Below are 23,607 nucleotides of genomic sequence, written 5' to 3' on the forward strand. Positions count from 1 at the left end.
GACTGTATTTTCTAAGGAAATCAGAGAAAAAATGGTGACCTTCAAATTCATGGAGGACAAGGGTGGTCAGCTGAAGATTCACTCAACTATCTCCAAGAAAGCGCGTGGCGCTTTCCTGACAGCCCTGATAGAAAATCAAGTACAGACGGTTGAGGAAGCTCGTCGCTTAAGCTTTGCAGGATTTGCCTACAGAGAAGACCTGTCCCAGCCACAGGAATTGGTTTTTGTAAAGAAAGTATAAAATAAGGATAAAAGAAGAAAACTCAGCAAGGAAAAGTATTGCTGAGTTTTTTCTAGCTTATAAAGAGTTGGACAAATGAATCTCATTTGATAGGGTATTGAGATGATTAACCAAATCCATGATTGAAAGGTGATTTCGGCAAATAAACTTTTTAGTGATGCCTGGAATATAGAAATTAGACACGATGATGTCATAATCTGTCTGATTTAAAATCTCAGGGCTTGTTTCCAATTGGTCCCAAATATCGAAGGTAAAGCGATTATTACAGTAATAGGAAAGCATATCCATCAAGGTGAGGGATAGGGCGTGGTCAAAGTTACTGATAATCAAAACCTTGATAGGCGGTCGATTGGCTAATAATTGAGTAGTGATATTTTCTGCATGGGTAAAGAGGGTGTAAATCAAGTGCTCTAATTGTTCAGGATAATCATGTTGCCCGATTGCTTGTCGATATTGAGCCAGTTCTTGACGAGCACTTTCCATAAAGTCTGGGAAATAGACCTTGAACTTTTCTAGTGTAATTCCCTTTTGCTCAAATAAGAGTGGTGTTGAAAAGGTTTCCTGTCTTTCAAAATAAGCTGTATTGTGCAGGTGCCAAATGAGTTCATCATGATTAGCAAATTTAATATTAAATGCTTTAGATAATCGTTCCAAAATTTGGCTTAATAATTGATAAGAATAGCGAGATTCATCATTTTTATTTAGAGAATCAAAGAATTGCTGTGGATCTAGAAAAATATCATTTTGAAGAAAGGAAATGAAAATTTGGGCCACAATATCTGGAGTCATTTCCAGTCCAAATTGTTGAGAGAAGTATGCAAGCTTGTCCTCAAAATCTGGTAAATTCATTAAAACAGGATAGTAGTCTTGGTAAAAATGATTCGGCAAATCAATGAAATGTCCATTTTTTACTCGATGAATACTAATTGCGAGCATCAGCTTATACATTCTATAGATTGCAAATCGCATTGGGTAATTTGTGGATTTATAGAAGTAGTCAGCGAACTCTGTTATGACTTTTTCAGAAATATCTGGGAAAGGCCAGTCTAGAAAATAATATCGCTCTGAAAAGTATTGGGCATAAAAATAGCGAATATCGATTTCATTTCCATTCAGGGATGTTGGAGTAAAAGACAGTTCAATTTGGAATTGTTTCGAGAGAATGGTGGTGATTCGATTTCCTAAACGATAAAGATTGGCATTACTAGAATGCAGTTTTTCTACAGTTCGGTAAATAGGCAATCCTTCGTTAAAAAACATATATTCTAATAACTGAAAAGATTGGGAATGACTGAGGAAATAAATATAAATATCTTCTATACTTGCCGCTGTATCTAGATTTAGCATAATGCCATTGATAGAAGATTGAATTTTGAAAGTTGGGAATGCTGTTCGTAGTTCGTTTAAGTCATTTTTCAGGATACGCTCGGTGCATTCTAAAGTTTGTGCTAACTCGTTTAGACGTATCCAATCTCGTTTCTGAATGAGTATTTCAAGTAGTCGCAATTGTCGTTGTTCCTTTGTAGATAATAGAGATCTCATAGGGTTCTATCCTCCTAAGCTCATTATATCATAGTCTATAATAAAAATGCTAATATTGATATTATTAAGATGGAGAATGATCCGATTTGATCTTAAAACAATATTTATGAATCGAATATAGGAAGGCAATTAAATATTAATGGAATATTTGTATTGATTTTGCGATTACATTTTTACCTCTATATTATTTTTCTGTACCATTTGTACCAAAATATGAGAATCATTTTTTTGTCAGTAAATTCACTTTGATTAGAACAATTTAAATGAATCTTGAGGGAAAAAACACTATATGTTAATTTGTAAAACTATATTGAATTATATAAAAAATAGATGTAAATTGTATAGTATAAAATTATATTGAGGTAAAGAATATGAAACAGGTACAGAGAAAATCATTTGATTGGTATAAAATGCAACAACGTTTCTCTATTCGCAAGTATCACTTTGGGGCAGCTAGTGTCTTGCTCGGGACAGCCTTAGTCCTAGGAGCAGGAGCCAAGGCCCAAACAGTACAAGCAGATGAACATTATGCAGAAGTTACTAACAGTGTTTCTGTTGATAAGATAGCAGAAGCTACTAAACCAGTAGAAGTTTCTACATCTAAGAAAGAAACTACCTACCCAGCTCCAACTGTTGTTAATCCAGTAGAGGTGACTCCAGCTAAATCTGAAGTTGTTAAGGCAGCTGTAGAAAATGTTGAAGAGCCTAAAGTGGAAAAAGAGGAAATTTCTCATCAAAGTGCAGTTGATAAATCAAAATTGTTAACGGCTCTTTCGCGTGCAAAAAAATTAGAAGCAAAATTATATACAGAAGCTAGTGCTGCAAACTTGAAAGCAAGTATCCAAGCTGGTCAAAGTTTGCTTGGGAAAGCAGATGCAACTGAAGCTGAATTATTAGCAGCAGAGTCATCTATTCAATCAGCTGTCATTGGACTGGAACTCCGTTCTAACTCCGATAAAGGAACTGTATCAGAAACTTCTGTAGCGAAGAAAGCTAATGCAGATGAAGCAGAAGAAGAAACTAAGCAAGCTCCTACAACTAATCGTTCCGCTCTTGATAGTGTTGTTTTGCCAACTAGCAGAGCTGCTATAGTTGAAGCGTCTTCAGCTCCAAAAACAACTAATGAAATCTTGAAACCAGGTTTAAGCCTTTCTGATGCTCGCCAAAATCCAGCTATTCGTAAGGAAGACTTGGAGAAGGGGCATAGTGGTTTTAGAGCAGCTAGCAATCCAGCCAACCCAATTGTCTCAGGTTCTGGAAATACAGTTGCATTTGCAGATATTAGTCAAGCTGGTCGTAGTTATAGTTTCCGTGGCTACGGGAACTCACGTGGTGGTAATTCAATTCATTACGATGTAACAACAGTACGTCAAGGTAATAGATTGAATTTCACAATTCAATATTCTGGTCCAGGTGAATTTGTTAATAATAACTTTATTTTAGATAAAGGGGATGGATTTGGCAATCCTTCAAATGCAACTATTATCACTCCAAGATTAAGAGAGCAATCAAAACCTATTAGCCAGGGTGCCAACTTTGTATCTCACTCAGGATATACTATGACCTCTGCCACTGAAACAAGTCTGCAACAGACAATCAGATTCAGTTTGCCAATCAACAATCCAAATGGTGATTTGTCTGTCCGTTTGAAACCTGTTACTTTTAACGTGGATCAAGGTGGTGGCGGTGCCGCTACTAGCAATGATCCATACAGTAACTCTAACTATTATTATAGAGCAAACCCACTATACTTGGATGCCAATCCAAATGGTGGTTCTAGTAACAAGGTTGTTACAGAAGACATTGACTTCCAAACAGTCTACCTTCCAACTAGTAAATTGCCAGAAGGCCAAACTAGATTAGTCAGAGAAGGTGAAAAAGGACAACGTCAAATTACCTATAAAGTCCATCGATTTGGTAACGAAACACTTTTAGGATTGCCAATTAGTAATTCTGTTACTAAAGAAGCTAAGCCACGTATTATGCAAATTGGTGTGGCTAAAGAGCTAATCGATACAGTAAAACCACGTGTTGATCAAAATAAAGTTGGTGATACAAATAACCTCACTTTCTATCTTGATAACGATGGCAACGGGGTTTATACTGAGGGCGTAGACGAACTTGTTCAAAAAATTGCTATTAAAGATGGAGCCAAGGGTGAAAAAGGGGACCAAGGCGAACGCGGTTTAACAGGAGCCCAAGGTGCTAAAGGTGAAAAAGGAGACCGAGGCGAACGTGGTCTGACTGGAGCCCAAGGTACTAAAGGTGAAAAAGGAGACCGAGGTGAACGCGGTCTAACTGGAGCTCAAGGAGCTAAAGGTGAAAAAGGGGACCGAGGTGAACGTGGTTTAACAGGAGCCCAAGGAGCCAAAGGTGAAAAAGGAGACCGAGGTGAACGCGGTTTAACAGGAGCCCAAGGTGCTAAAGGTGAAAAAGGAGATCGAGGTGAACGCGGTCTAACCGGAGCCCAAGGTCAGGCGGGTCGTGACGGTGTAAATCCAACCGTAACCGTTAAAGATAATAAAGATGACGGCACTCATACTATCACTATTAACGACGGTAGAGGTAATGTTACAAATACTATTGTAAGAGATGGGTTCGATGGAGCGAGTCCATTAGTTGCTACTCAACGAAATGAAGCAGATAAGACAACAACTGTTATCTTCTATTATGACCAAAATGACAACAACGAATTCGATGCAGGCGATACAAAACTAAAAGAAGTCGTTATTACAGATGGTGCCAAAGGTGAGAAAGGTGACAAGGGAGCAACTCCTAAAGTTACAACTGCTCGTGGAGCAGATGGCCACAGTACAGACATTACATTTACAGTTCCTGGAGAAGAGCCTGTTGTAGCTAACATTAAGGATGGTAAAGATGGCCGTACACCAAATATTGACTTGAATGCTTTAGCAGAAGCAGCAGTAAGACTAAACAATCAAAGAAGCGGAAGAGTAAGAAGAGCATTATCAGACGCCCCATCTACAGCACCAGCACCACAACCAGTAGAGGGCACTCGTATTACAGCATACTATGATAACAATGGTAACGGTAAATACGATCCAGGTGTGGATGAATTAATTGGTACAAGTGATATCTTGAATGGTACAAATGGACGTAATGGTGCAGATGGAGCTTCTGGTACAGATGGTCGTAATGGTGCTGAATTATTAAGTGGACCTAAAGCACCAACAGCAAATGATGGTAAAGATGGTGATACTTATATCGATGCTACTACAGGAGATGTTTACAAAAAAGAAGGCAGAAACTGGAACCAAATTGGCAACATCAGAGGACCTCAAGGATTACCAGGTCCAAAAGGTGACAAGGGTGAAAATGGTCGTGATGGCTTCACACCAGAAGTAACAGTGACAGACAACCATGATGGTAGTCATACGATTACAGTTACGCAACCAGAAGGTCGCCCAGCTGTCACAACAATCGTTAAAAACGGAGTAGACGGCCAAACACCAAAAGTCAAAGCTGTTCGTGATGAAGCCAAAAAACAAACTACTCTAACCTTCTACATCGATAAAGATGGCGATGGTAATTACACAGAAGGCACAGATACGCTCGTTCAAACATCCATCGTTAAAGACGGACAAGACGGAGCAGCTGGACAAGCAGGACGTGATGGTAAAGAAGTATTAAACGGAAAAGTAGATCCACAACCAAGAGACGGAAAAGATGGAGACAGCTTCGTTAATACTGCCACAGGAGATGTCTTCGTTAAGAAGAACAATACTTGGGAACAAGCAGGCAACATCAAAGGTCCAAAAGGTGACAAGGGAGAAAATGGTCGTGATGGCTTCACACCAGAAGTAACAGTGACAGACAACCATGATGGTAGTCATACGATTACAGTTACGCAACCAGAAGGTCGCCCAGCTGTCACAACAATCGTTAAAAACGGAGTAGACGGCCAAACACCAAAAGTCAAAGCTGTTCGTGATGAAGCCAAAAAACAAACTACTCTAACCTTCTACATCGATAAAGATGGCGATGGTAATTACACAGAAGGCACAGATACGCTCGTTCAAACATCCATCGTTAAAGACGGACAAGACGGAGCAGCTGGACAAGCAGGACGTGATGGTAAAGAAGTATTAAACGGAAAAGTAGATCCACAACCAAGAGACGGAAAAGATGGAGACAGCTTCGTTAATACTGCCACAGGAGATGTCTTCGTTAAGAAGAACAATACTTGGGAACAAGCAGGCAACATCAAAGGTCCAAAAGGTGACAAGGGAGAAAATGGTCGTGATGGCTTCACACCAGAAGTAACAGTGACAGACAACCATGATGGTAGTCATACGATTACAGTTACGCAACCAGAAGGTCGCCCAGCTGTCACAACAATCGTTAAAAACGGAGTAGACGGCCAAACACCAAAAGTCAAAGCAGAACGTGATGAAGCCAAGAAACAAACTACTCTAACCTTCTACATTGACAAAGATGGCGATGGAAACTATACAGAAGGCACAGATATGCTCGTTCAAACATCCATCGTTAAAGACGGCCAAGACGGAGCAGCTGGACAAGCAGGACGTGATGGTAAAGAAGTATTAAACGGAAAAGTAGATCCACAACCAAGAGACGGAAAAGATGGAGACAGCTTCGTTAATACTGCCACAGGAGATGTCTTCGTTAAGAAGAACAATACTTGGGAACAAGCAGGCAACATCAAAGGTCCAAAAGGTGACAAGGGAGAAAATGGTCGTGATGGCTTCACACCAGAAGTAACAGTGACAGACAACCATGATGGTAGTCATACGATTACAGTTACGCAACCAGAAGGTCGCCCAGCTGTCACAACAATCGTTAAAAACGGAGTAGACGGCCAAACACCAAAAGTCAAAGCTGTTCGTGATGAAGCCAAAAAACAAACTACTCTAACCTTCTACATCGATAAAGATGGCGATGGTAATTACACAGAAGGCACAGATACGCTCGTTCAAACATCCATCGTTAAAGACGGACAAGACGGAGCAGCTGGACAAGCAGGACGTGATGGTAAAGAAGTATTAAACGGAAAAGTAGATCCACAACCAAGAGACGGAAAAGATGGAGACAGCTTCGTTAATACTGCCACAGGAGATGTCTTCGTTAAGAAGAACAATACTTGGGAACAAGCAGGCAACATCAAAGGTCCAAAAGGTGACAAGGGAGAAAATGGTCGTGATGGCTTCACACCAGAAGTAACAGTGACAGACAACCATGATGGTAGTCATACGATTACAGTTACGCAACCAGAAGGTCGCCCAGCTGTCACAACAATCGTTAAAAACGGAGTAGACGGCCAAACACCAAAAGTCAAAGCAGAACGTGATGAAGCCAAGAAACAAACTACTCTAACCTTCTACATTGACAAAGATGGCGATGGAAACTACACAGAAGGAACAGATACGCTCGTTCAAACATCCATCGTTAAAGACGGAGAGAAAGGTGAAGATGGGAAAACTCCTGAAGTAACTGTAACACCAGGAAAAGATGGACATAGTTCTGACATTACATTTACAGTTCCAGGAAAAGATCCAGTTACTGTAAATGTGAAGAATGGTGAAAATGGGTTAAACGGCCAAACACCAAAAGTTGATTTACTTCGTGTTGAAGGCAAAAATGGAAATCCATCTCATACAATTGTTACCTTCTATACTGATGAAAACAATGATGGTAAATACACACCAGGAACTGATGAACTTCTAGGATCAGAAATGATTAAAGATGGAGCTAAAGGTGCTGACGGACGTGATGGTAAGTCATTGCTCACTGTTAAAGAAGGTAAAGAAACAAAAGTTTATCAAGAAGATCCAGCAAATCCAGGTCAACCATTAACTCCTGACAGACCTCTTGCAGTAATTAGAGATGGGGTAGACGGAAAATCACCAACTGTAACTGCTGCTCGTAAGGAAGAAGTTGATCATAAGGGAGTAGAGATTACTGTCGATAATCACGATGGTTCACAACCGACTACAGTATTTGTTCATGATGGAGCTAAAGGCGAAACTGGAGCGAATGGTCAAAATGGACAAACACCTACAGTTACAACTCAACGTGGAGCAGATGGACATAGTACAGTTGTAACCATTACAACACCAGGAAAAGAACCAGTAACATTTACAGTTAGAGATGGTCTAGATGGACATAATGGTAACAATGGACGAACTCCTAAAATTGATTTACAACCATATGTTAATGGAGAAGATTCCTTTAGAAGAGCTAGAAGAAGTGTAGGAAATAACCCGGATGAAGTATCAGGACATCCTAATTCTAGAGCAACATCTTCTGATAACGCAGATGGTACTCATGTTACAGTTTATTTTGATAATAATGGAAATAATCATTACGATCCGGGAGTAGATGAGTTAATCAGTGAACGTGATGTATTGAACGGAGTTAATGGAGAAAATGGTGCTAGTGGTAGAGACGGACGTAATGGATCTGAACTTTTAAGTGGAAATATTGCACCAACTCCAAAAGATGGAAAAAATGGAGATACTTATATTGATAGTTCAACAGGAAATGTCTATAAAAAACAAAACGGAGCATGGAATAAGACTGGCAATATAAGAGGACCACAAGGAGCAAAAGGAGACACACCAGAAGTTACAGCTAAACCAGGAACAGATGGACATAGTACAGATATTACAATTACAACACCAGGAAAAGATCCTGTTACCGTAAATGTAAAAAATGGTAAAGATGGAAAATCTCTAATTGCTAAAAAAGAAGGTAATGAAACTAAAATTTTTGTAGAAGATCCAGCAAATCCAGGTCAACCATTAGATGCTACAAAACCACTTGCAACAGTTCTTGATGGACTAAAAGGTGAAAAAGGTGATAATGGAGCAGATGGTAAATCACCAGTTGTCACAATGACAGATAATGGAGATGGAACACATTCTATTACAGTACGAAATGGAGATGGCTCTGAATCAACTACTAAAGTTAAAGATGGTAAAGATGGGAAAACAGCTACTATCACCACAACTGAAAATCCAGATGGAAGTCACACAATTACTGTAACAAATCCAGATGGAAGCTCAAAAGAAACTGTTGTTAAAAATGGTAAAGACGGTAAGACTCCAAAAGTTGAAGTCACTGATAACAACGATGGAACTCACACTGTTAAAGTGACGGATGGAGACGGTAATGTAACGAACGCTATCATCAAAGATGGTAAAGATGGTAAAGCTGCTTCAGCTACAACAAGAGAAAATCCAGATGGAAGTCACACAGTAACAATCACTAACCCAGACGGAACTAAGAATGAGTTTGTTGTTAAGAATGGACGTGATGGTGTTGACGGACGTACTCCAACCGCATCTGTTCGTGATAATGGAGACGGAAGTCATACAATCGTTATTACAAATCCAGAAGGTGTGACAACTGAAACCACAGTTCATGATGGTAAATCACCAAAAGTTACTATAACTGACGAGCAAAATGGAACTCATAAGATCTCAGTTCTAAATGGGGACGGAACAACTACTGAAACGATCATTAAAGATGGTAAATCACCAGTAGCGACTATTAAAGACAACCATGATGGTACTTACACTATTCGTGTAGAAAACGGTAATGGTACTGTTTCTGAAACCACAATTCGTGACGGTAAATCACCAACTGCTAAAGTAGTAGACAATGGAGATGGAACTCATACTATCACAGTTGTGAACTCAGATGGTACAACTACTACAACCACAGTTCGTGATGGTAAAGCACCAAAACTTGAAGTGATTAATAACAACAACGGTTCACACACTATTAAAGTGACAGGTGCTGATGGTAAAGAAACTACAACTACAATCTTTGATGGTAAAACACCAAAAGCGAATATCGTTGATAACGGAGATGGAACTCATACATTAACAATCGTAGATTCTGATGGTCGTGAATACAAATCTATTATCAAAGATGGTAAAGACGGCAAAGATGGCGTTTCACCAACTGTAACTGTTAAAAATAATAACGATGGAACTCACGTTGTTACAATCACAAATCCGGATGGAAGTAAGACAGAAATGGTGATTAAAGACGGTAAAGATGGTAAATCACCAAAAGTTTCTGTTGAAGATAATGGAGATGGTAGTCATACAATCACAATCATTAATTCTGACGGAACTGTGACAAAAACAGTTGTTAAAGATGGAAAAGATGGTAAAGACGGCAAAGATGGTAAATGTGGATGCCAAGACAAACCGGTAACACCATCAAATGACAAACCAGTTCCTCCAACACCTAATGTGCCAGAAGGACCAACGTTTGCAATGCCAGAACCACCAGTTTACGAATTGCCAGAATTCAACGGTGGTGTGCCAGGTATGCCAGAAGTTACTGAAGTACCAGAATTAGATATTCCAACAGTACCAGCACAACCAACACCAGAAGTACCGGTTAAACCTGTGCCAGCGCAACCAACACCAAATGTACCGACACCAGAAGTGCCAGTACAACCAACTCCAGTTGTTCCAACACCAGAAGTACCGGTTAAACCAGTACCAGCGGTTCCAGAACAACCAGTAGTACCAACACCGGCTCAACCAGCAACTCCAGTAAATGCTAACCCAGTAGTACCAACTACAGTTAAAGAAAACCATGGGGACAAATTACCAGAAACTGGAAGCCAATCTGATTATATCTCTGTTCTTCTAGGTAGCGGTATTCTATTGAGCCTATATGTAGGTCGAAGAAAAGAAGATTAATCAGCCAAAAGCAGTCACTAATTTCTCGAAAGAAGATGATAAGTGATAGATATCGAATGAAAGAATATTCTTAGAATGATTTTCCTATGGTGGGAAAAGACTGCTGAAAACCTTGAGTGGTAACGCTCAAGGTTTTTTTGGATGGCTGATGTTTGTCTGAAAATCTTGATTGAGTCTAAAAAAGCCACCCTATTAGGTGGCTATAATTGATTTAGACTTTCTAAAATTTTCTATTTTTTACTGAATCGCTGCGACCAAGTCTTGAGCTTGTTTTTCAAGTGAGTTTAGGACTGTTTCTTCAAGAACCAATTTTCCGTCTGCCCAGGCAGAGTCATTGACATGTGCAGCAGTGAAATCACCAACGACTTGTGTACGGATAAATGGCAAGAGGTCTTTGTAGATAGCAAAGAGTTTATCGTGACCTGCATTGGCTACAGATGATACGGTGACAAACTTGTCTTGAAGGGCAGAAGCTCCACGTGTATCAGACAAGTCAAGGGCACGAGATAGCCAGTCAAGCAAGTTTTTCACTGTTCCAGGGATAGAGGAGTTATAGACTGGAGAGAAGATCCAGATGGCATCAGCAGCGAGAACCGCTTCACGAGCAGCAGCCACTGCTGGATGAGTTGGAACTTCCAAATCTTGACTAAAGAGAGGAAGGGCTGAATAATCAAGGTAGCTAACTTCTGCTTTACCAGAAAGAGCTTTCTCAGCTTCGAGGGCCATTTGGTGGTTGAAAGAACCTTGGCGAAGTGATCCGACGATAAATAATACTTTTTTAGACATGATGTGTCTCCTTTTTCTTAAATTTTCGAGAAACCTCTCGTTGTTATAAAATATATTACAACAAAAGAAAAGGACTTGCAAGAAATTTGCTCAAAGATTATTTGAAAACTATAAAACTGCAGAAACTCAAGTCACTTGCGACTGGAAAGCATTTGGTTTTCGAAGAGTATTCCTATATTCTCTTGTAATATGATGACATAAGTGCTAAAATAAACGAGAAAACTCGTAATAGAAACCGTAGAAGGGCTATTTTCCGGTATCATTTCATAAAAAATTAAACAAACAATAATGGCATTTCAAGAATGCTTATAAAAGGGGTGGAGATCATGTAAGGCACAAATTAACAAGTGACAGACAAAAGAAATACGAATACACTTGTTAAAGGAGAAAAAATGTTAATAAGAAATTATCGGAAAAATATTGGCCTGATGGCCGGAGTTGAGTTTTTTGCTTTTTTAGGGATTACCAGCTTTTGGATTCTCTTTCTCAGTCAAAACGGAATGTCTCTTTGGCAGATTGGACTTCTGGAGAGTATTTTTCATACGACCAGTCTTCTCTGTGAAATTCCATCTGGAATGTTAGCTGACCGCTATTCCTATAAGACCAACCTTTATTTAAGTCGTATAGCAGGGATTGTGTCTTCTATTCTCATGTTGGCTGGTCAGGGAAATTTTTGGATTTATGCACTAGCAATGGTGGTGAGTGCCTTGTCTTATAATTTTGATTCAGGAACAAGCGCAGCAATGGTCTATGACTCGGCTGTAGAGGCTGGACTAAAGGAGCGTTACTTATCTATTTCAAGTTTTATGTCAGGAGTAGCAGAAGGAACTCGGTCTTTGGGGACAGTGTTGGCGGGATTTTTTGTCCATGGTCAATTGCACCTGACCTACTATATCATGATTGCGACTTCTATCATAGTTCTTTTCCTGATTTGGATGCTGAAAGAACCTAGTGTCAAGCTAGAAAAAGCTGATAGTGTGACCATGAAACAGATTATTTGGACTGTTAAGGAAGAGTTGGAGCGAAATCCCATGCTCTTCAACTGGATGATTTTGTCTCAGATTGTTGGTACACTCATGTGCATGTTTTACTTTTACTATCAAAATCAGTTACCAGATTTAAGTAGTTGGCAAATTTCAGCAGTTATGCTACTTGGTAGTCTCTTGAATATCCTTGCAGTCTATCTAGCGAGTAAGATTGGAAAGAAATATGCCGCCTTGAAGCTTTTCCCTATTCTCGTCCTGCTGACTGGAGTTACCTACCTGCTGTCCTACTTTGGAACACCTCTAATCTATATTTTGGTTTATTTGATTAGTAATGCTCTATATGCTCTTTTTCAGCCGATTTTTGACAATGATTTGCAAGAGCGGCTCCCAAGTGAAGTAAGGGCAACCATGCTAAGTGTCTACTCTATGATGTTTAGCCTAAGTATGATTGTGTTCTTTCCACTGACAGGCTGGTTGATTGACAATTTAGGCTTTGTAGTAGCATTTCTTTATCTAGGCTTCTTTTTAGTCATGATTAGCCTTCTACTGCCTATATTTTTAGGAAAAATGGCTAAAAGAATGGATGAAAAAATGATTCCATAGATTAAAAGAATTTTTGAAAACTTGAGTGTCAAGCTCAGGTTTTTTAATAGGTTGATTTTGGAGCTGTCTTTCATTTTTTTGCTCGGTTTTAACTAAGAAAAATCGGTTTACTTTGAAGGCAGAAATAAAATGCGATTGTTCCTATATTCACTTGTAATAAAGCCCAATAGATGGTAAAATAGACGAGTGAAAAAAAGACAAAACAAAGCAAAAAATAATCTACTGTGGCAGTATGGTCTAGGGATGACGATTTTATTTGTGGTTATCAGTGCTTCCTTTCTGTATCTGGTTTCTCTCGGTATGAAACCCTATCAAACAGCTAAAAGTGAAGGAGAAAAATTAGCTCAGCAGTATGCAGGATTAGAGCAGGCTGATCAGGTTGATTTATATAATGGCTTGGAATCTTATTACAGCGTTCTTGGTCGTAATAAACAGCAAGAATCGCTTGCTGTCCTGATTGGAAAAGATGACCATAAGATTTACGTTTATCAGCTAAATCAGGGTGTTTCACAAGAAAAAGCAGAAGCTGTTTCTAAGGAAAAAGGAGCTGGCGAGATTGACAAGATTACCTTTGGTCGTTATCAAGACAAGCCAATTTGGGAAGTTAAGTCAGGAACTGATTTTTATCTAGTAGATTTTGAAACAGGAGCATTGGTCAATAAGGAGGACTTATGAAACTATCCAAGCGTGTTTTAGAAATGGAAGAAAGTGTCACTCTAGCTAGTGATGCGAGAGCAAAGAAGTTAAAGACTGAAGGAAAAGATGTACTTTTCTTAACTTTAGGTCAGCCCGATTTCCATACTCCCAAAAATATTCAAGATGCAGCTGTTGCAGCCATTCGAGATGGACGTGCTTCTTTCTATACGGTAGCTTCAGGTCTACCAGAATTAAAAGCTGCGGTGAATACCTACTTCGAGCGCTACTATGGCTATTCTGTCGCAAGTAACGAGGTTACCTTTGCTACAGGTGCCAAGTTCTCCCTCTATACTTTCTTTATGGCTGTAATCAATCCTTTAGATGAGGTTATTATTCCAACTCCATACTGGGTTAGTTATGGAGATCAGGTTAAGATGGCAGAAGGGATTCCAGTCTTTGTTCAAGCTAAAGAAGACAATGATTTTAAAGTCACGGTGGATCAACTAGAACTAGTTAGGACAGATAAGACAAAGGTTTTGGTTCTCAATTCACCATCTAATCCGACTGGTATGATTTATACTCGTGAAGAATTACTAGCTATCGGAAATTGGGCAGTTGAGCATGACATTCTGATTTTAGCTGATGATATATACGGTCGCCTTGTTTATAATGGAAATGAATTTGTTCCAATCTCAAGTCTATCAGAAGCCATTCGCAAGCAAACCATTGTTATCAACGGTGTATCAAAAGCTTATGCCATGACAGGTTGGCGGGTAGGTTATGCAGTGGGTGATCCAGAAATCATTGCTGCTATGAGCAAATTGACAGGTCAAACAACTTCTAACCTAACTGCTGTTTCACAATATGCGACTATTGAAGCCTTAACAGGACCACAGGATTCTGTTGATATCATGCGTCAGGCTTTTGAGGAGCGTCTCAATACAATTTATCCGCTATTATGTGAGGTCCCTGGTTTTGAAGTCGTTAAGCCACAAGGAGCCTTCTATCTCTTCCCAAATGTCAAAAAGGCAATGGAGATGAAAGGCTATACGGATGTGACAGACTTTACAACTGCTATCCTAGAAGAAGCCGAAGTGGCCTTGGTAACAGGAGCAGGCTTTGGAGCGCCAGAAAATGTCCGCCTCAGCTATGCGACAGACTTAGACACGCTTAAAGAAGCAGTTAAACGCTTGAAAGCATTTATGGAAAAATAAAAGAAAAGGAAAAATAATGACAAAACGTGTAACGATTATTGATGTAAAAGACTATGTTGGTCAGGAAGTGACGATTGGCGCTTGGGTTGCCAACAAATCAGGAAAAGGGAAAATCGCCTTCTTGCAATTGCGTGATGGAACAGCCTTCTTCCAAGGTGTAGCCTTTAAACCAAACTTTGTAGAAAAATTTGGTGAAGAAGTGGGACTTGAAAAGTTTGATGTCATCAAACGCTTGAGCCAAGAAACGTCTGTTTATGTGACAGGTATTGTCAAAGAAGACGAACGTTCTAAGTTTGGCTATGAGTTGGACATTACAGACATCGAAGTGATCGGTGAATCTCAAGACTACCCAATCACACCAAAAGAACACGGAACAGACTTCTTGATGGACAACCGTCACTTGTGGCTCCGTTCTCGTAAGCAAGTAGCGGTGATGCAAATCCGTAACGCTATCATCTATGCGACTTATGAGTTCTTCGACAAGAACGGCTTCATGAAATTTGATAGCCCAATCCTTTCAGGCAATGCTGCTGAAGATTCAACAGAACTCTTTGAAACTGACTACTTCGGAACGCCAGCCTACTTGAGCCAATCAGGTCAGCTTTACCTAGAAGCAGGGGCTATGGCTCTTGGTCGTGTCTTTGACTTTGGTCCAGTATTCCGTGCTGAAAAATCAAAAACACGTCGTCACTTGACTGAGTTCTGGATGATGGACGCAGAGTACTCATACTTGACACACGATGAGTCACTTGACTTGCAAGAAGCTTATGTAAAAGCTCTTCTTCAAGGTGTTCTTGACCGTGCACCTCAAGCCTTGGAAACTTTGGAACGTGATACAGAACTCTTGAAACGCTACATTGCAGAGCCATTCAAACGTATTACTTACGATCAAGCTATTGACCTCTTGCAAGAGCATGAGAATGATGAAGATGCTGACTACGAGCACCTTGAGCATGGCGATGACTTTGGTTCACCACACGAAACATGGATTTCAAACCACTTTGGTGTGCCAACTTTTGTTATGAACTATCCAGCAGCCATCAAGGCCTTCTATATGAAACCAGTTCCTGGAAATCCAGAGCGCGTGCTTTGTGCAGACTTACTTGCTCCAGAAGGTTACGGAGAAATCATCGGTGGTTCTATGCGTGAGGAAGACTACGATGCCCTTGTCGCTAAGATGGATGAACTTGGTATGGACCGTACAGAGTACGAATTCTATCTTGACCTTCGTAAATACGGTACTGTACCACACGGTGGATTTGGTATCGGTATCGAACGTATGGTAACCTTCGCAGCAGGAACAAAACACATCCGTGAAGCTATTCCATTCCCACGTATGTTGCACCGTATCAAACCATAAGAACAGGAAAACGCCCATGTGGCGTTTTTTCGAATTCCAGAGTTTTTACTTGCGTAAAAAATTGTTTTCTAGTATAATAGTTTATTGTGAGCGAACCTCACTTACCCCTTGCAAAGTCTTGGGGTCATTAGACCAAAAGGAGGAACATATCAATGGCTAAATACGAAATTCTTTATATCATTCGTCCAAACATTGAAGAAGAAGCTAAAAACGCTTTGGTAGCACGTTTTGACTCTATTTTGACTGACAACGGTGCAACTGTTGTTGAATCAAAAACTTGGGAAAAACGTCGTCTTGCATACGAAATCCAAGATTTCCGTGAAGGACTTTACCACATCGTTAACGTTGAAGCAAACGACGATGCAGCTCTTAAAGAGTTTGACCGTCTTTCAAAAATCAACGCTGACATTCTTCGTCACATGATCGTCAAAACTGACGCGTAAGAAGGTAAACTATGATTAACAATGTTGTACTTGTAGGGCGTATGACACGTGACGCTGAGTTGCGTTATACCCCATCAAATGTAGCAGTTGCGACTTTTACTCTTGCAGTAAACCGTACATTTAAGAGTCAAAATGGCGAACGTGAGGCTGATTTTATCAATGTCGTTATGTGGCGCCAACAGGCTGAAAACCTTGCTAACTGGGCTAAAAAAGGCTCACTTATCGGGGTGACAGGCCGTATCCAGACTCGTAGTTACGATAACCAGCAAGGACAACGTGTCTACGTGACAGAGGTCGTGGCTGAGAATTTCCAAATGTTGGAAAGCCGTAGTGTGCGTGAGGGTCACACAGGTGGAGCTTACTCTGCACCAACTGCAAACTATTCAGCACCTACAAATTCAGTACCAGACTTTTCACGGGATGAAAATCCATTTGGAGCAACAAATCCATTGGATATTTCAGATGATGATTTACCATTCTAATGGACAACTAAAATTATAAAGGAGAAAAAACATGGCTCAACAACGTCGTGGCGGATTCAAACGCCGTAAAAAAGTTGATTACATCGCAGCAAACAAAATTGAATATGTTGATTACAAAGATACTGAGCTTCTTAGCCGTTTCGTTTCAGAACGTGGGAAAATCCTTCCTCGTCGTGTAACAGGGACTTCAGCGAAGAACCAACGTAAAGTAACAACAGCTATCAAACGCGCTCGCGTAATGGCTTTGATGCCTTTCGTAAACGAAGATTAAAAAAAGACCCGGGTGGGTCTTTTTTCACGAGCTTTGAAACGAGAAGGTGAGTTAGGTCCAGTGGACCTCTTTTTCATAAGCTTGAAAACAAGAAAGCGAATTAAGACCCGGGTGGGTCTTTTTTTCAGGTCCGGGTGGACCTCTTTTTCACGAGCCTTGAAATGAGAGAGCGAGTTGAGTCCAGTGGACCTCTTTTTCATGAGCTTTGAAACAAGAAAGCGAATTAAGACCCCGACGGGTCTTTTTTTCACGAGCCTTGAAATGGGAGAGCGAGTTGGGTCTGGTGGCTCTCTTTTTCGTGAGTTTGAAAACAAGAGAACACATTAAGAGCATGATGGAGCTTTTTCATAAACATGTTTCTTTTCTCATAAAAGGACTTATACTCAATGAAAATCAAAGAGCAAACTAGGAAACTAGCCGCAGGCTGTACTTGAGTACGGTAAGGCGACGTTGACGTGGTTTGAATTTGATTTTCGAAGAGTATTACAATAAAACTGTAAACTCTTTGAACATAGGGGATTTGCCTACTTTATGGTATAATGGAAAGAGTTAGATTGAAAGAGGTAGTGAGATGGATGCGAAATTAAGATACAAGGCAAAGAAAATCAAGATTGTCTTTTTTGATATTGATGATACCTTGCGAAATTCCAAGACTGGTTTTATTCCGTCTTCAATCCCAACTGTTTTTAAGCAATTACGTGAGAAAGGAATTTTGACGGGTATTGCTTCTGGACGGGGGATTTTTGGTGTTGTACCAGAGATTCGTGAACTCAAGCCTGACTTTTTTGTGACCTTAAATGGGGCTTATATCGAAGATAAAAAAGGTCAGGTTATTTATCAACATCAGATTGATAAGTCAGATGTTGAGGAGTATATCTCTTGGGCCAAGCAAGAGGAAATCGAGTATGGTTTGGTTGGGAGTCATGATGCCAAGTTGTCGACTCGCACCGATATGATGAGTGAGGCTATCAATCCAATTTATCCCGATTTGGATGTGGATCCAGATTTCCATGAAAAAGAAGACATCTATCAGATGTGGACTTTTGAAGATAAAGGGGATGATTTACGCTTGCCTGACAGTCTCTCAGACAAACTTCGCATGGTTCGTTGGCATGAGCATTCGTCTGACATTGTGCCGATTTCAGGCTCTAAGGCGACAGGTGTGGAACAGGTTGTGGAACATCTAGGCTTGAAACCAGAGAACGTTATGGTCTTTGGAGATGGGCTCAACGACTTGGAACTCTTTGATTACGCTGGAATCAGCGTCGCAATGGGAATTTCTCATGAAAAAATCAAAGAAAAAGCAGATTATATAACAAAAACACTAGAAGAAGATGGCATTTTTGATGCCTTAGAAGGATTTGGTATGGTAGAAAAAGAATTGCATTTCCCACAAGTAGACATTGAAACAGTAGAAGGTCCTCTTGCGACTATTAAGACCAATCACGGAGACTTGCGTATCAAGCTCTTCCCTGAACATGCTCCTAAAACAGTGGCTAACTTTGTAGCTCTTTCAAAAGATGCCTACTATGATGGTGTCATTTTCCACCGTATTATCAAGGACTTTATGATTCAAGGTGGAGACCCAACTGGAACTGGTATGGGTGGCGAGTCAATCTACGGCGAATCTTTTGAGGATGAGTTCTCAGAAGAACTTTACAATATCCGTGGTGCCCTTTCCATGGCCAATGCTGGTCCAAATACCAACGGCAGCCAGTTCTTTATCGTGCAAAATCAACATTTGCCATATTCTAAGAAAGAAATTGCTCGTGGTGGTTGGCCAGAACCGATTGCGGAAATCTATGCTAACCAAGGTGGGACACCTCACCTAGACCGCCGTCACACTGTTTTTGGTCAGCTAGCTGATGAAGCTTCTTACGCTGTCTTGGATGCAATTGCTGCTGTTGAGACAGGAGCTATGGACAAGCCAGTTGAAGATGTTGTGATTGAAACTATTGAAATCGAGGACTAAGATGAAAATCGGTGATAAGCTAAAGGGGCGTATTACAGGGATTCAGCCCTACGGTGCCTTTGTTGAGCTAGAGACGGGTGATACGGGGCTGATTCACATTTCAGAGATTCGGACAGGCTTTATTGAAAATATCCATGAAGCCTTGAAAGTCGATGAAGAGGTTCAGGTTCAGGTAGTGGATTTAGATGAATTTACAGGGAAAGCTAGTCTTTCTATCCGTACTTTGGAGGAAGAAAAGCACCAGTTTCCGAGACGGAGACGCTTTTCAAGCGACCGTTTTAACTATGGCTTTGCGCCTCTCAAACGAATGATGCCAATTTGGACCAAGGAAGCCCTTCAACATTTGAAGAATCAGAAACACTAGTTAGAAATTTCTATCTTTTGTAATATTAATATAAATTTGCTATAATAGGACCATGGAAGAAGAACAATTATTAAAATCAGGGGAGCGAATTAACCAGCTCTTTTCGACAGATATCAAAATCATTCAAAATAGAGAGGTTTTTAGCTATTCGGTGGATAGTGTTCTCTTGTCACGCTTTCCACGTTTTCCTAAGAAGGGATTGATTGTGGATTTCTGTGCTGGGAATGGAGCAGTGGGGCTATTTGCTAGCACTCGTACTCAGGCACAGATTTTGGCTGTTGAGATTCAGGAGCGTTTGGCGGATATGGCTGAACGCTCTGTCCGTTTGAATGGTTTGGAAGAGCAGATGGAGGTCATCTGTGATGATTTGAAAAATATGCCTGCTTACATCCAGGGAAGTAAGGTGGATATGATTTTGTGTAATCCGCCCTATTTCAAGGTGGATCCTCATTCCAACCTGAACGAGAGTGAACATTACCTCTTGGCGCGCCACGAAATCACGACCAATTTGCAGGAAATCTGTCGTAGTGCCCAGAGTATTCTCAAGTCCAATGGGCGTTTGGCCATGGTTCATCGACCTGATCGACTTTTAGATATCTTGGACAGCTTGCAACGGCATAATCTAGCCCCTAAGCGCCTGCAGTTTGTTTATCCAAAGCGGGAAAAGGAAGCCAATATGCTCTTGATTGAAGCTATCAAGGATGGCTCGACAAATGGCTTTAAGGTCTTACCTCCTTTGATTGTCCACAATGATGATGGTTCTTATACTCCCGAACTTGAAGAGATTTATTATGGATCATAAGGCTTATATGTATGTGCTAGAGTGTCGTGATGGTTCTTATTATACAGGGTATACGACTGATGTGAGAAGACGCCTCGCTGTCCACAACAGTGGGAAGGGAGCCAAATATACACGAGCTCGCTTGCCAGTCAAACTCATTTATGCTCAAGGTTTTGCTAGTAAGGAAGAAGCCATGTCGGCTGAAGCCCTGCTCAAGCGTAAGAAACGACCGCAGAAGGAAATATTTTTATCTGCAAATCGAGATAGAAATTTACTCAGTTATTTTGAAGAGTAGTGAGGAGTCCTTTGACTCCTCTTACTTTTGTCAAAAAGCGAAAAAAATGCTACAATAAAGAGAATAAACAAAATGAGGTATTATCATGTCTAAGATTCTAGTATTTGGTCACCAAAATCCAGACTCAGATGCCATCGGGTCATCTGTAGCCTTTGCCTACCTTGCAAAAGAAGCTTATGGTTTGGATACGGAAGCTGTTGCCCTTGGAACTCCAAATGAAGAAACAGCCTTTGTCTTGAACTATTTTGGTGTGGAAGCACCGCGTGTTATCACTTCTGCCAAAGCAGAAGGAGCAGAGCAAGTTATCTTGACTGACCACAATGAATTCCAACAATCTGTATCAGATATCGCTGAAGTAGAAGTTTATGGTGTTGTAGACCACCACCGTGTGGCTAACTTTGAAACTGCAAGCCCACTCTATATGCGTTTGGAGCCAGTTGGATCAGCGTCTTCAATCGTTTACCGTATGTTCAAAGAACATGGTGTAGCTGTGCCTAAAGAGATTGCTGGTTTGATGCTTTCAGGTTTGATTTCAGATACTCTTCTTTTGAAATCACCAACAACACATCCAACAGATAAAGTCATTGCTCCAGAATTGGCAGAATTGGCTGGTGTCAACTTGGAAGAATATGGTTTGGCTATGTTGAAAGCTGGTACAAACTTGGCCAGCAAATCTGCTGACGAATTGATTGACATCGATGCTAAGACTTTCGAACTCAACGGAAATAATGTTCGTGTTGCTCAAGTAAACACAGTTGACATCGCTGAAGTATTGGAACGCCAAGCAGAAATTGAAGCTGCAATGCAGGCTGCTAACGGAGCAAACGGCTACTCTGACTTTGTCTTGATGATTACAGATATCGTCAACTCAAACTCAGAAATCCTAGCACTTGGTGCTAACATGGACAAGGTTGAAGCAGCTTTCAACTTCAAACTTGCAGACAACCACGCCTTCCTTGCTGGAGCCGTTTCACGTAAGAAACAAGTGGTACCTCAATTGACTGAAAGCTTTAATGCTTAAGATTTTGAGTGTTAATTCAAATTAGGAAAGGCTAGTTTGAATTATAACGAAAGGAGTTTCGGCTCCTTTTTTCTAGGAGTGAAGCATGTTAGCAAATGGCGATTTGATTTTTGTGAGAGATGAGTCGGATATGGGACAGGCCATCCTGACTTCCACAGGCAACTATAGCCATGTTGCCATTTATTTGGATGGGATGATTTACCATGCTAGTGGACAGGCGGGTGTTGTCTGTCAGAAACCAGAAGACTTCTTTGAGTCCAATCACTTGTACGACCTCTATGTCTACTCAGAAATGGATATTCAGTCTGTCAAGGAGAGAGCTTGCAAGCATCTTGGAGCACCTTACAATGCTTCTTTCTATCCAGATGGAGCTGGTTTTTACTGTTCCCAGTATATGGCAGAAGTCTTACCGATTTTTGAAACTATTCCCATGAAATTTGGAGATGGGGAGCAGGAGATTAGTGATTTTTGGAAGGAGTATTATAGAGAACTAGGTTTGCCTGTGCCTCTAGACCAAGCTGGGACCAATCCTAGTCAATTGGCAGCCTCTCCTCTGTTAGAATGTAAAGAAAGGAATCTTCATGATTCAGATTTTTAATCCATCTCGTTTGACGAGACAGCCATTTTTTGGAGAATTGATCCGCTATCTGGACCAGCATGAGGATGTGATTCTACGGGAAATTAAGGCTCAATTTCCAGATATAGCAGTTGATAAACTCATGGAAGAGTTTATAAAGGCAGGCTTGATTCGTCGGGAAAATAAGCGTTATTACCTTAATCTTCCTATGCTTGAATCACTTGATAGTCTCGAACTGGATCAAGAGATTTTTGTCAGCGAAACTAGTTCGGTCTATCAAGCCTTGTTGGAGCAGCGTTTTGAGACGGAATTGCGCAATCAAACCAATGCAGCTATTTTAGTTGAAAAGACAGATTTTGCGAGATCAAAAATGACCCTGTCCAATTATTTCTACAAGGTTAAACAGCAGTATCCTTTGACAGAAAAACAGCAGGAGCTCTATGCCATTTTGGGAGATGTTAATCCAGAGTATGCTCTCAAATATATGACGACTTTTTTGTTGAAATTTCTCAAAAAAGATCAGCTCATGCAGAAACGCCGTGATATCTTTGTGGACAGTCTAGTCGTCCTAGGCTATATTGTTCAAAAGGAAGATGGAAAGTATGAGTTGGTTGTCAAATTTGATAAGGAAAGTCTAAGTTTTTATCTAACATAGAATTCTGCTCTGAGCAGTTTGTTTGACTTAATGATATAATAAATATATACTTAAAATAACGATAACACTTATCGGAATAAACCTAAAGGAGACAATCATATGTCACTTGAAAACAAATTGGAACAAGCAACAGGCGCTATCAAAGAAGGATTTGGTAAAGTTACTGGGGATAGCAAGACTGAAGCAGAAGGTGCTGTAGAAAAGACAGTTGCTAAGGCAAAAGAAGTAGTTGAAGATGCTAAAGGTGCTGTAGAAGGTGCCGTTGAAGGTTTGAAAAACGCTTTTAAATAAAAATAGAAAAAATCAAGGGATTCATTTCCCTTGATTTTTTACTATCTTATAAATAATTTTCTGCGACGGCTGCATCTCCTGGATAGGCTTCTTTCTTGCCTTGGACGATTTGGTAGCAATCGGCTCCCTTACCAGCGATAATGACAGCATCTAATTCGTGATTTGTGATAGCCATAGCTGCCTTGATGGCTTCTTGGCGATCCGCAATTTTTTCAACAGGATGATTGATGTAGCTACTAATTTCATCTGCAATGGCCATTGGGTCCTCATAGTTGGGGTCATCAGCAGTCAAAAAGACTTGAATCTCAGGGTGCTGATTGAGGAGGAGGCCAAAGTCCTTACGACGGCTTTCACCTTTATTTCCTGTCGAACCCAGAACCAG

20 protein-coding genes are annotated in these 23,607 nt (G+C 40.4%); 17 read left to right on the plus strand and 3 right to left on the minus strand.

Annotated features, from left to right (window positions below; all coding sequences use genetic code 11):
- Positions 1-241, plus strand: a 241-nt coding sequence (gene yaaA, locus RYL77_RS06475; RefSeq protein WP_315010681.1) for a peroxide stress protein YaaA, incomplete at its 5' end; no start/stop codon positions are given.
- Positions 242-298: 57 nt separating this feature from the next.
- Here the strand turns inward: yaaA and RYL77_RS06480 are convergent.
- Positions 299-1,783, minus strand: coding sequence for a M protein trans-acting positive regulator PRD domain-containing protein (locus tag RYL77_RS06480; RefSeq protein ID WP_315010682.1), 1,485 nt, complete (start codon positions 1,781-1,783; stop codon positions 299-301).
- 371 nt (positions 1,784-2,154) lie between these two features.
- Here RYL77_RS06480 and RYL77_RS06485 point away from each other — a divergent pair, with 371 nt between their 5' ends.
- Entirely contained in the window at positions 2,155-10,488 is an 8,334-nt protein-coding gene (locus tag RYL77_RS06485; protein ID WP_315010683.1) for a G5 domain-containing protein, read from the plus strand.
- 237 nt (positions 10,489-10,725) lie between these two features.
- On the opposite strand, the gene RYL77_RS06490 is transcribed toward RYL77_RS06485, so the two are convergent.
- Complete coding sequence (locus RYL77_RS06490; RefSeq protein WP_315010684.1) at positions 10,726-11,274, minus strand: NADPH-dependent FMN reductase; 549 nt, start codon at positions 11,272-11,274, stop codon at positions 10,726-10,728.
- A gap of 392 nt (positions 11,275-11,666) precedes the next feature.
- Here RYL77_RS06490 and RYL77_RS06495 point away from each other — a divergent pair, with 392 nt between their 5' ends.
- The 15 genes from RYL77_RS06495 (at position 11,667) to RYL77_RS06565 (ending at position 23,225) form a co-directional block, all read left to right on the plus strand.
- Positions 11,667-12,863: an MFS transporter gene (locus RYL77_RS06495; protein WP_315010685.1), complete on the plus strand. Its 1,197-nt coding sequence runs from the start codon at positions 11,667-11,669 to the stop codon at positions 12,861-12,863.
- Positions 12,864-13,049: 186 nt separating this feature from the next.
- The gene (locus RYL77_RS06500; protein ID WP_315010686.1) at positions 13,050-13,538 is read left to right on the plus strand and encodes a DUF5590 domain-containing protein; all 489 of its coding nucleotides are present in this window, start codon (positions 13,050-13,052) and stop codon (positions 13,536-13,538) included.
- On the plus strand, positions 13,535-14,713 hold the full coding sequence (locus RYL77_RS06505) for a pyridoxal phosphate-dependent aminotransferase (RefSeq protein WP_315010687.1): 1,179 nt from the start codon (positions 13,535-13,537) through the stop codon (positions 14,711-14,713). Before RYL77_RS06500 ends, RYL77_RS06505 begins: the two co-directional genes overlap by 4 nt.
- A 16-nt stretch (positions 14,714-14,729) precedes the next feature.
- On the plus strand, positions 14,730-16,073 hold the full coding sequence (gene asnS / locus RYL77_RS06510; RefSeq protein ID WP_000167160.1) for an asparagine--tRNA ligase: 1,344 nt from the start codon (positions 14,730-14,732) through the stop codon (positions 16,071-16,073).
- 152 nt (positions 16,074-16,225) lie between these two features.
- Complete coding sequence (gene rpsF, locus RYL77_RS06515; RefSeq protein ID WP_001151786.1) at positions 16,226-16,516, plus strand: 30S ribosomal protein S6; 291 nt, start codon at positions 16,226-16,228, stop codon at positions 16,514-16,516.
- Positions 16,517-16,527: 11 nt separating this feature from the next.
- Positions 16,528-16,998, plus strand: a complete 471-nt coding sequence (gene ssbA, locus RYL77_RS06520; RefSeq protein ID WP_000609606.1) for a single-stranded DNA-binding protein SsbA — start codon at positions 16,528-16,530, stop codon at positions 16,996-16,998.
- A 31-nt stretch (positions 16,999-17,029) separates the two neighbouring features.
- Entirely contained in the window at positions 17,030-17,269 is a 240-nt protein-coding gene (gene rpsR, locus RYL77_RS06525; protein ID WP_000068664.1) for a 30S ribosomal protein S18, read from the plus strand.
- Positions 17,270-17,840: 571 nt separating this feature from the next.
- Entirely contained in the window at positions 17,841-19,241 is a 1,401-nt protein-coding gene (locus RYL77_RS06530) for a bifunctional Cof-type HAD-IIB family hydrolase/peptidylprolyl isomerase (protein ID WP_315010688.1), read from the plus strand.
- A gap of 1 nt (position 19,242) precedes the next feature.
- Positions 19,243-19,605, plus strand: a complete 363-nt coding sequence (locus RYL77_RS06535; RefSeq protein ID WP_000689591.1) for a S1 RNA-binding domain-containing protein — start codon at positions 19,243-19,245, stop codon at positions 19,603-19,605.
- Between the two features lie 52 nt (positions 19,606-19,657).
- On the plus strand, positions 19,658-20,407 hold the full coding sequence (locus RYL77_RS06540; protein WP_315010689.1) for a tRNA1(Val) (adenine(37)-N6)-methyltransferase: 750 nt from the start codon (positions 19,658-19,660) through the stop codon (positions 20,405-20,407).
- Positions 20,397-20,681: a GIY-YIG nuclease family protein gene (locus RYL77_RS06545; RefSeq protein WP_315010690.1), complete on the plus strand. Its 285-nt coding sequence runs from the start codon at positions 20,397-20,399 to the stop codon at positions 20,679-20,681. The genes RYL77_RS06540 and RYL77_RS06545 overlap by 11 nt, the downstream gene beginning before the upstream one ends.
- A gap of 85 nt (positions 20,682-20,766) precedes the next feature.
- Complete coding sequence (locus RYL77_RS06550) at positions 20,767-21,702, plus strand: manganese-dependent inorganic pyrophosphatase (protein WP_315010691.1); 936 nt, start codon at positions 20,767-20,769, stop codon at positions 21,700-21,702.
- Between the two features lie 85 nt (positions 21,703-21,787).
- Entirely contained in the window at positions 21,788-22,300 is a 513-nt protein-coding gene (locus RYL77_RS06555) for a YiiX/YebB-like N1pC/P60 family cysteine hydrolase (protein WP_315010692.1), read from the plus strand.
- On the plus strand, positions 22,284-22,934 hold the full coding sequence (locus RYL77_RS06560; RefSeq protein ID WP_315010693.1) for a DUF1803 domain-containing protein: 651 nt from the start codon (positions 22,284-22,286) through the stop codon (positions 22,932-22,934). The genes RYL77_RS06555 and RYL77_RS06560 overlap by 17 nt, the downstream gene beginning before the upstream one ends.
- A gap of 99 nt (positions 22,935-23,033) precedes the next feature.
- Positions 23,034-23,225 carry a CsbD family protein gene (locus RYL77_RS06565; RefSeq protein WP_000051184.1) on the plus strand — a complete coding sequence of 64 codons (192 nt, stop codon included), beginning with the start codon at positions 23,034-23,036 and terminating at the stop codon, positions 23,223-23,225.
- A gap of 46 nt (positions 23,226-23,271) precedes the next feature.
- Here RYL77_RS06565 and RYL77_RS06570 read toward each other — a convergent pair.
- The coding region (locus RYL77_RS06570; protein WP_399553789.1) for a glutamate ligase domain-containing protein at positions 23,272-23,607 on the minus strand (336 nt) is incomplete at its 5' end.

The sequence above is a fragment of the uncultured Streptococcus sp. genome, from assembly GCF_963516515.1.
Lineage (GTDB): Bacteria > Bacillota > Bacilli > Lactobacillales > Streptococcaceae > Streptococcus.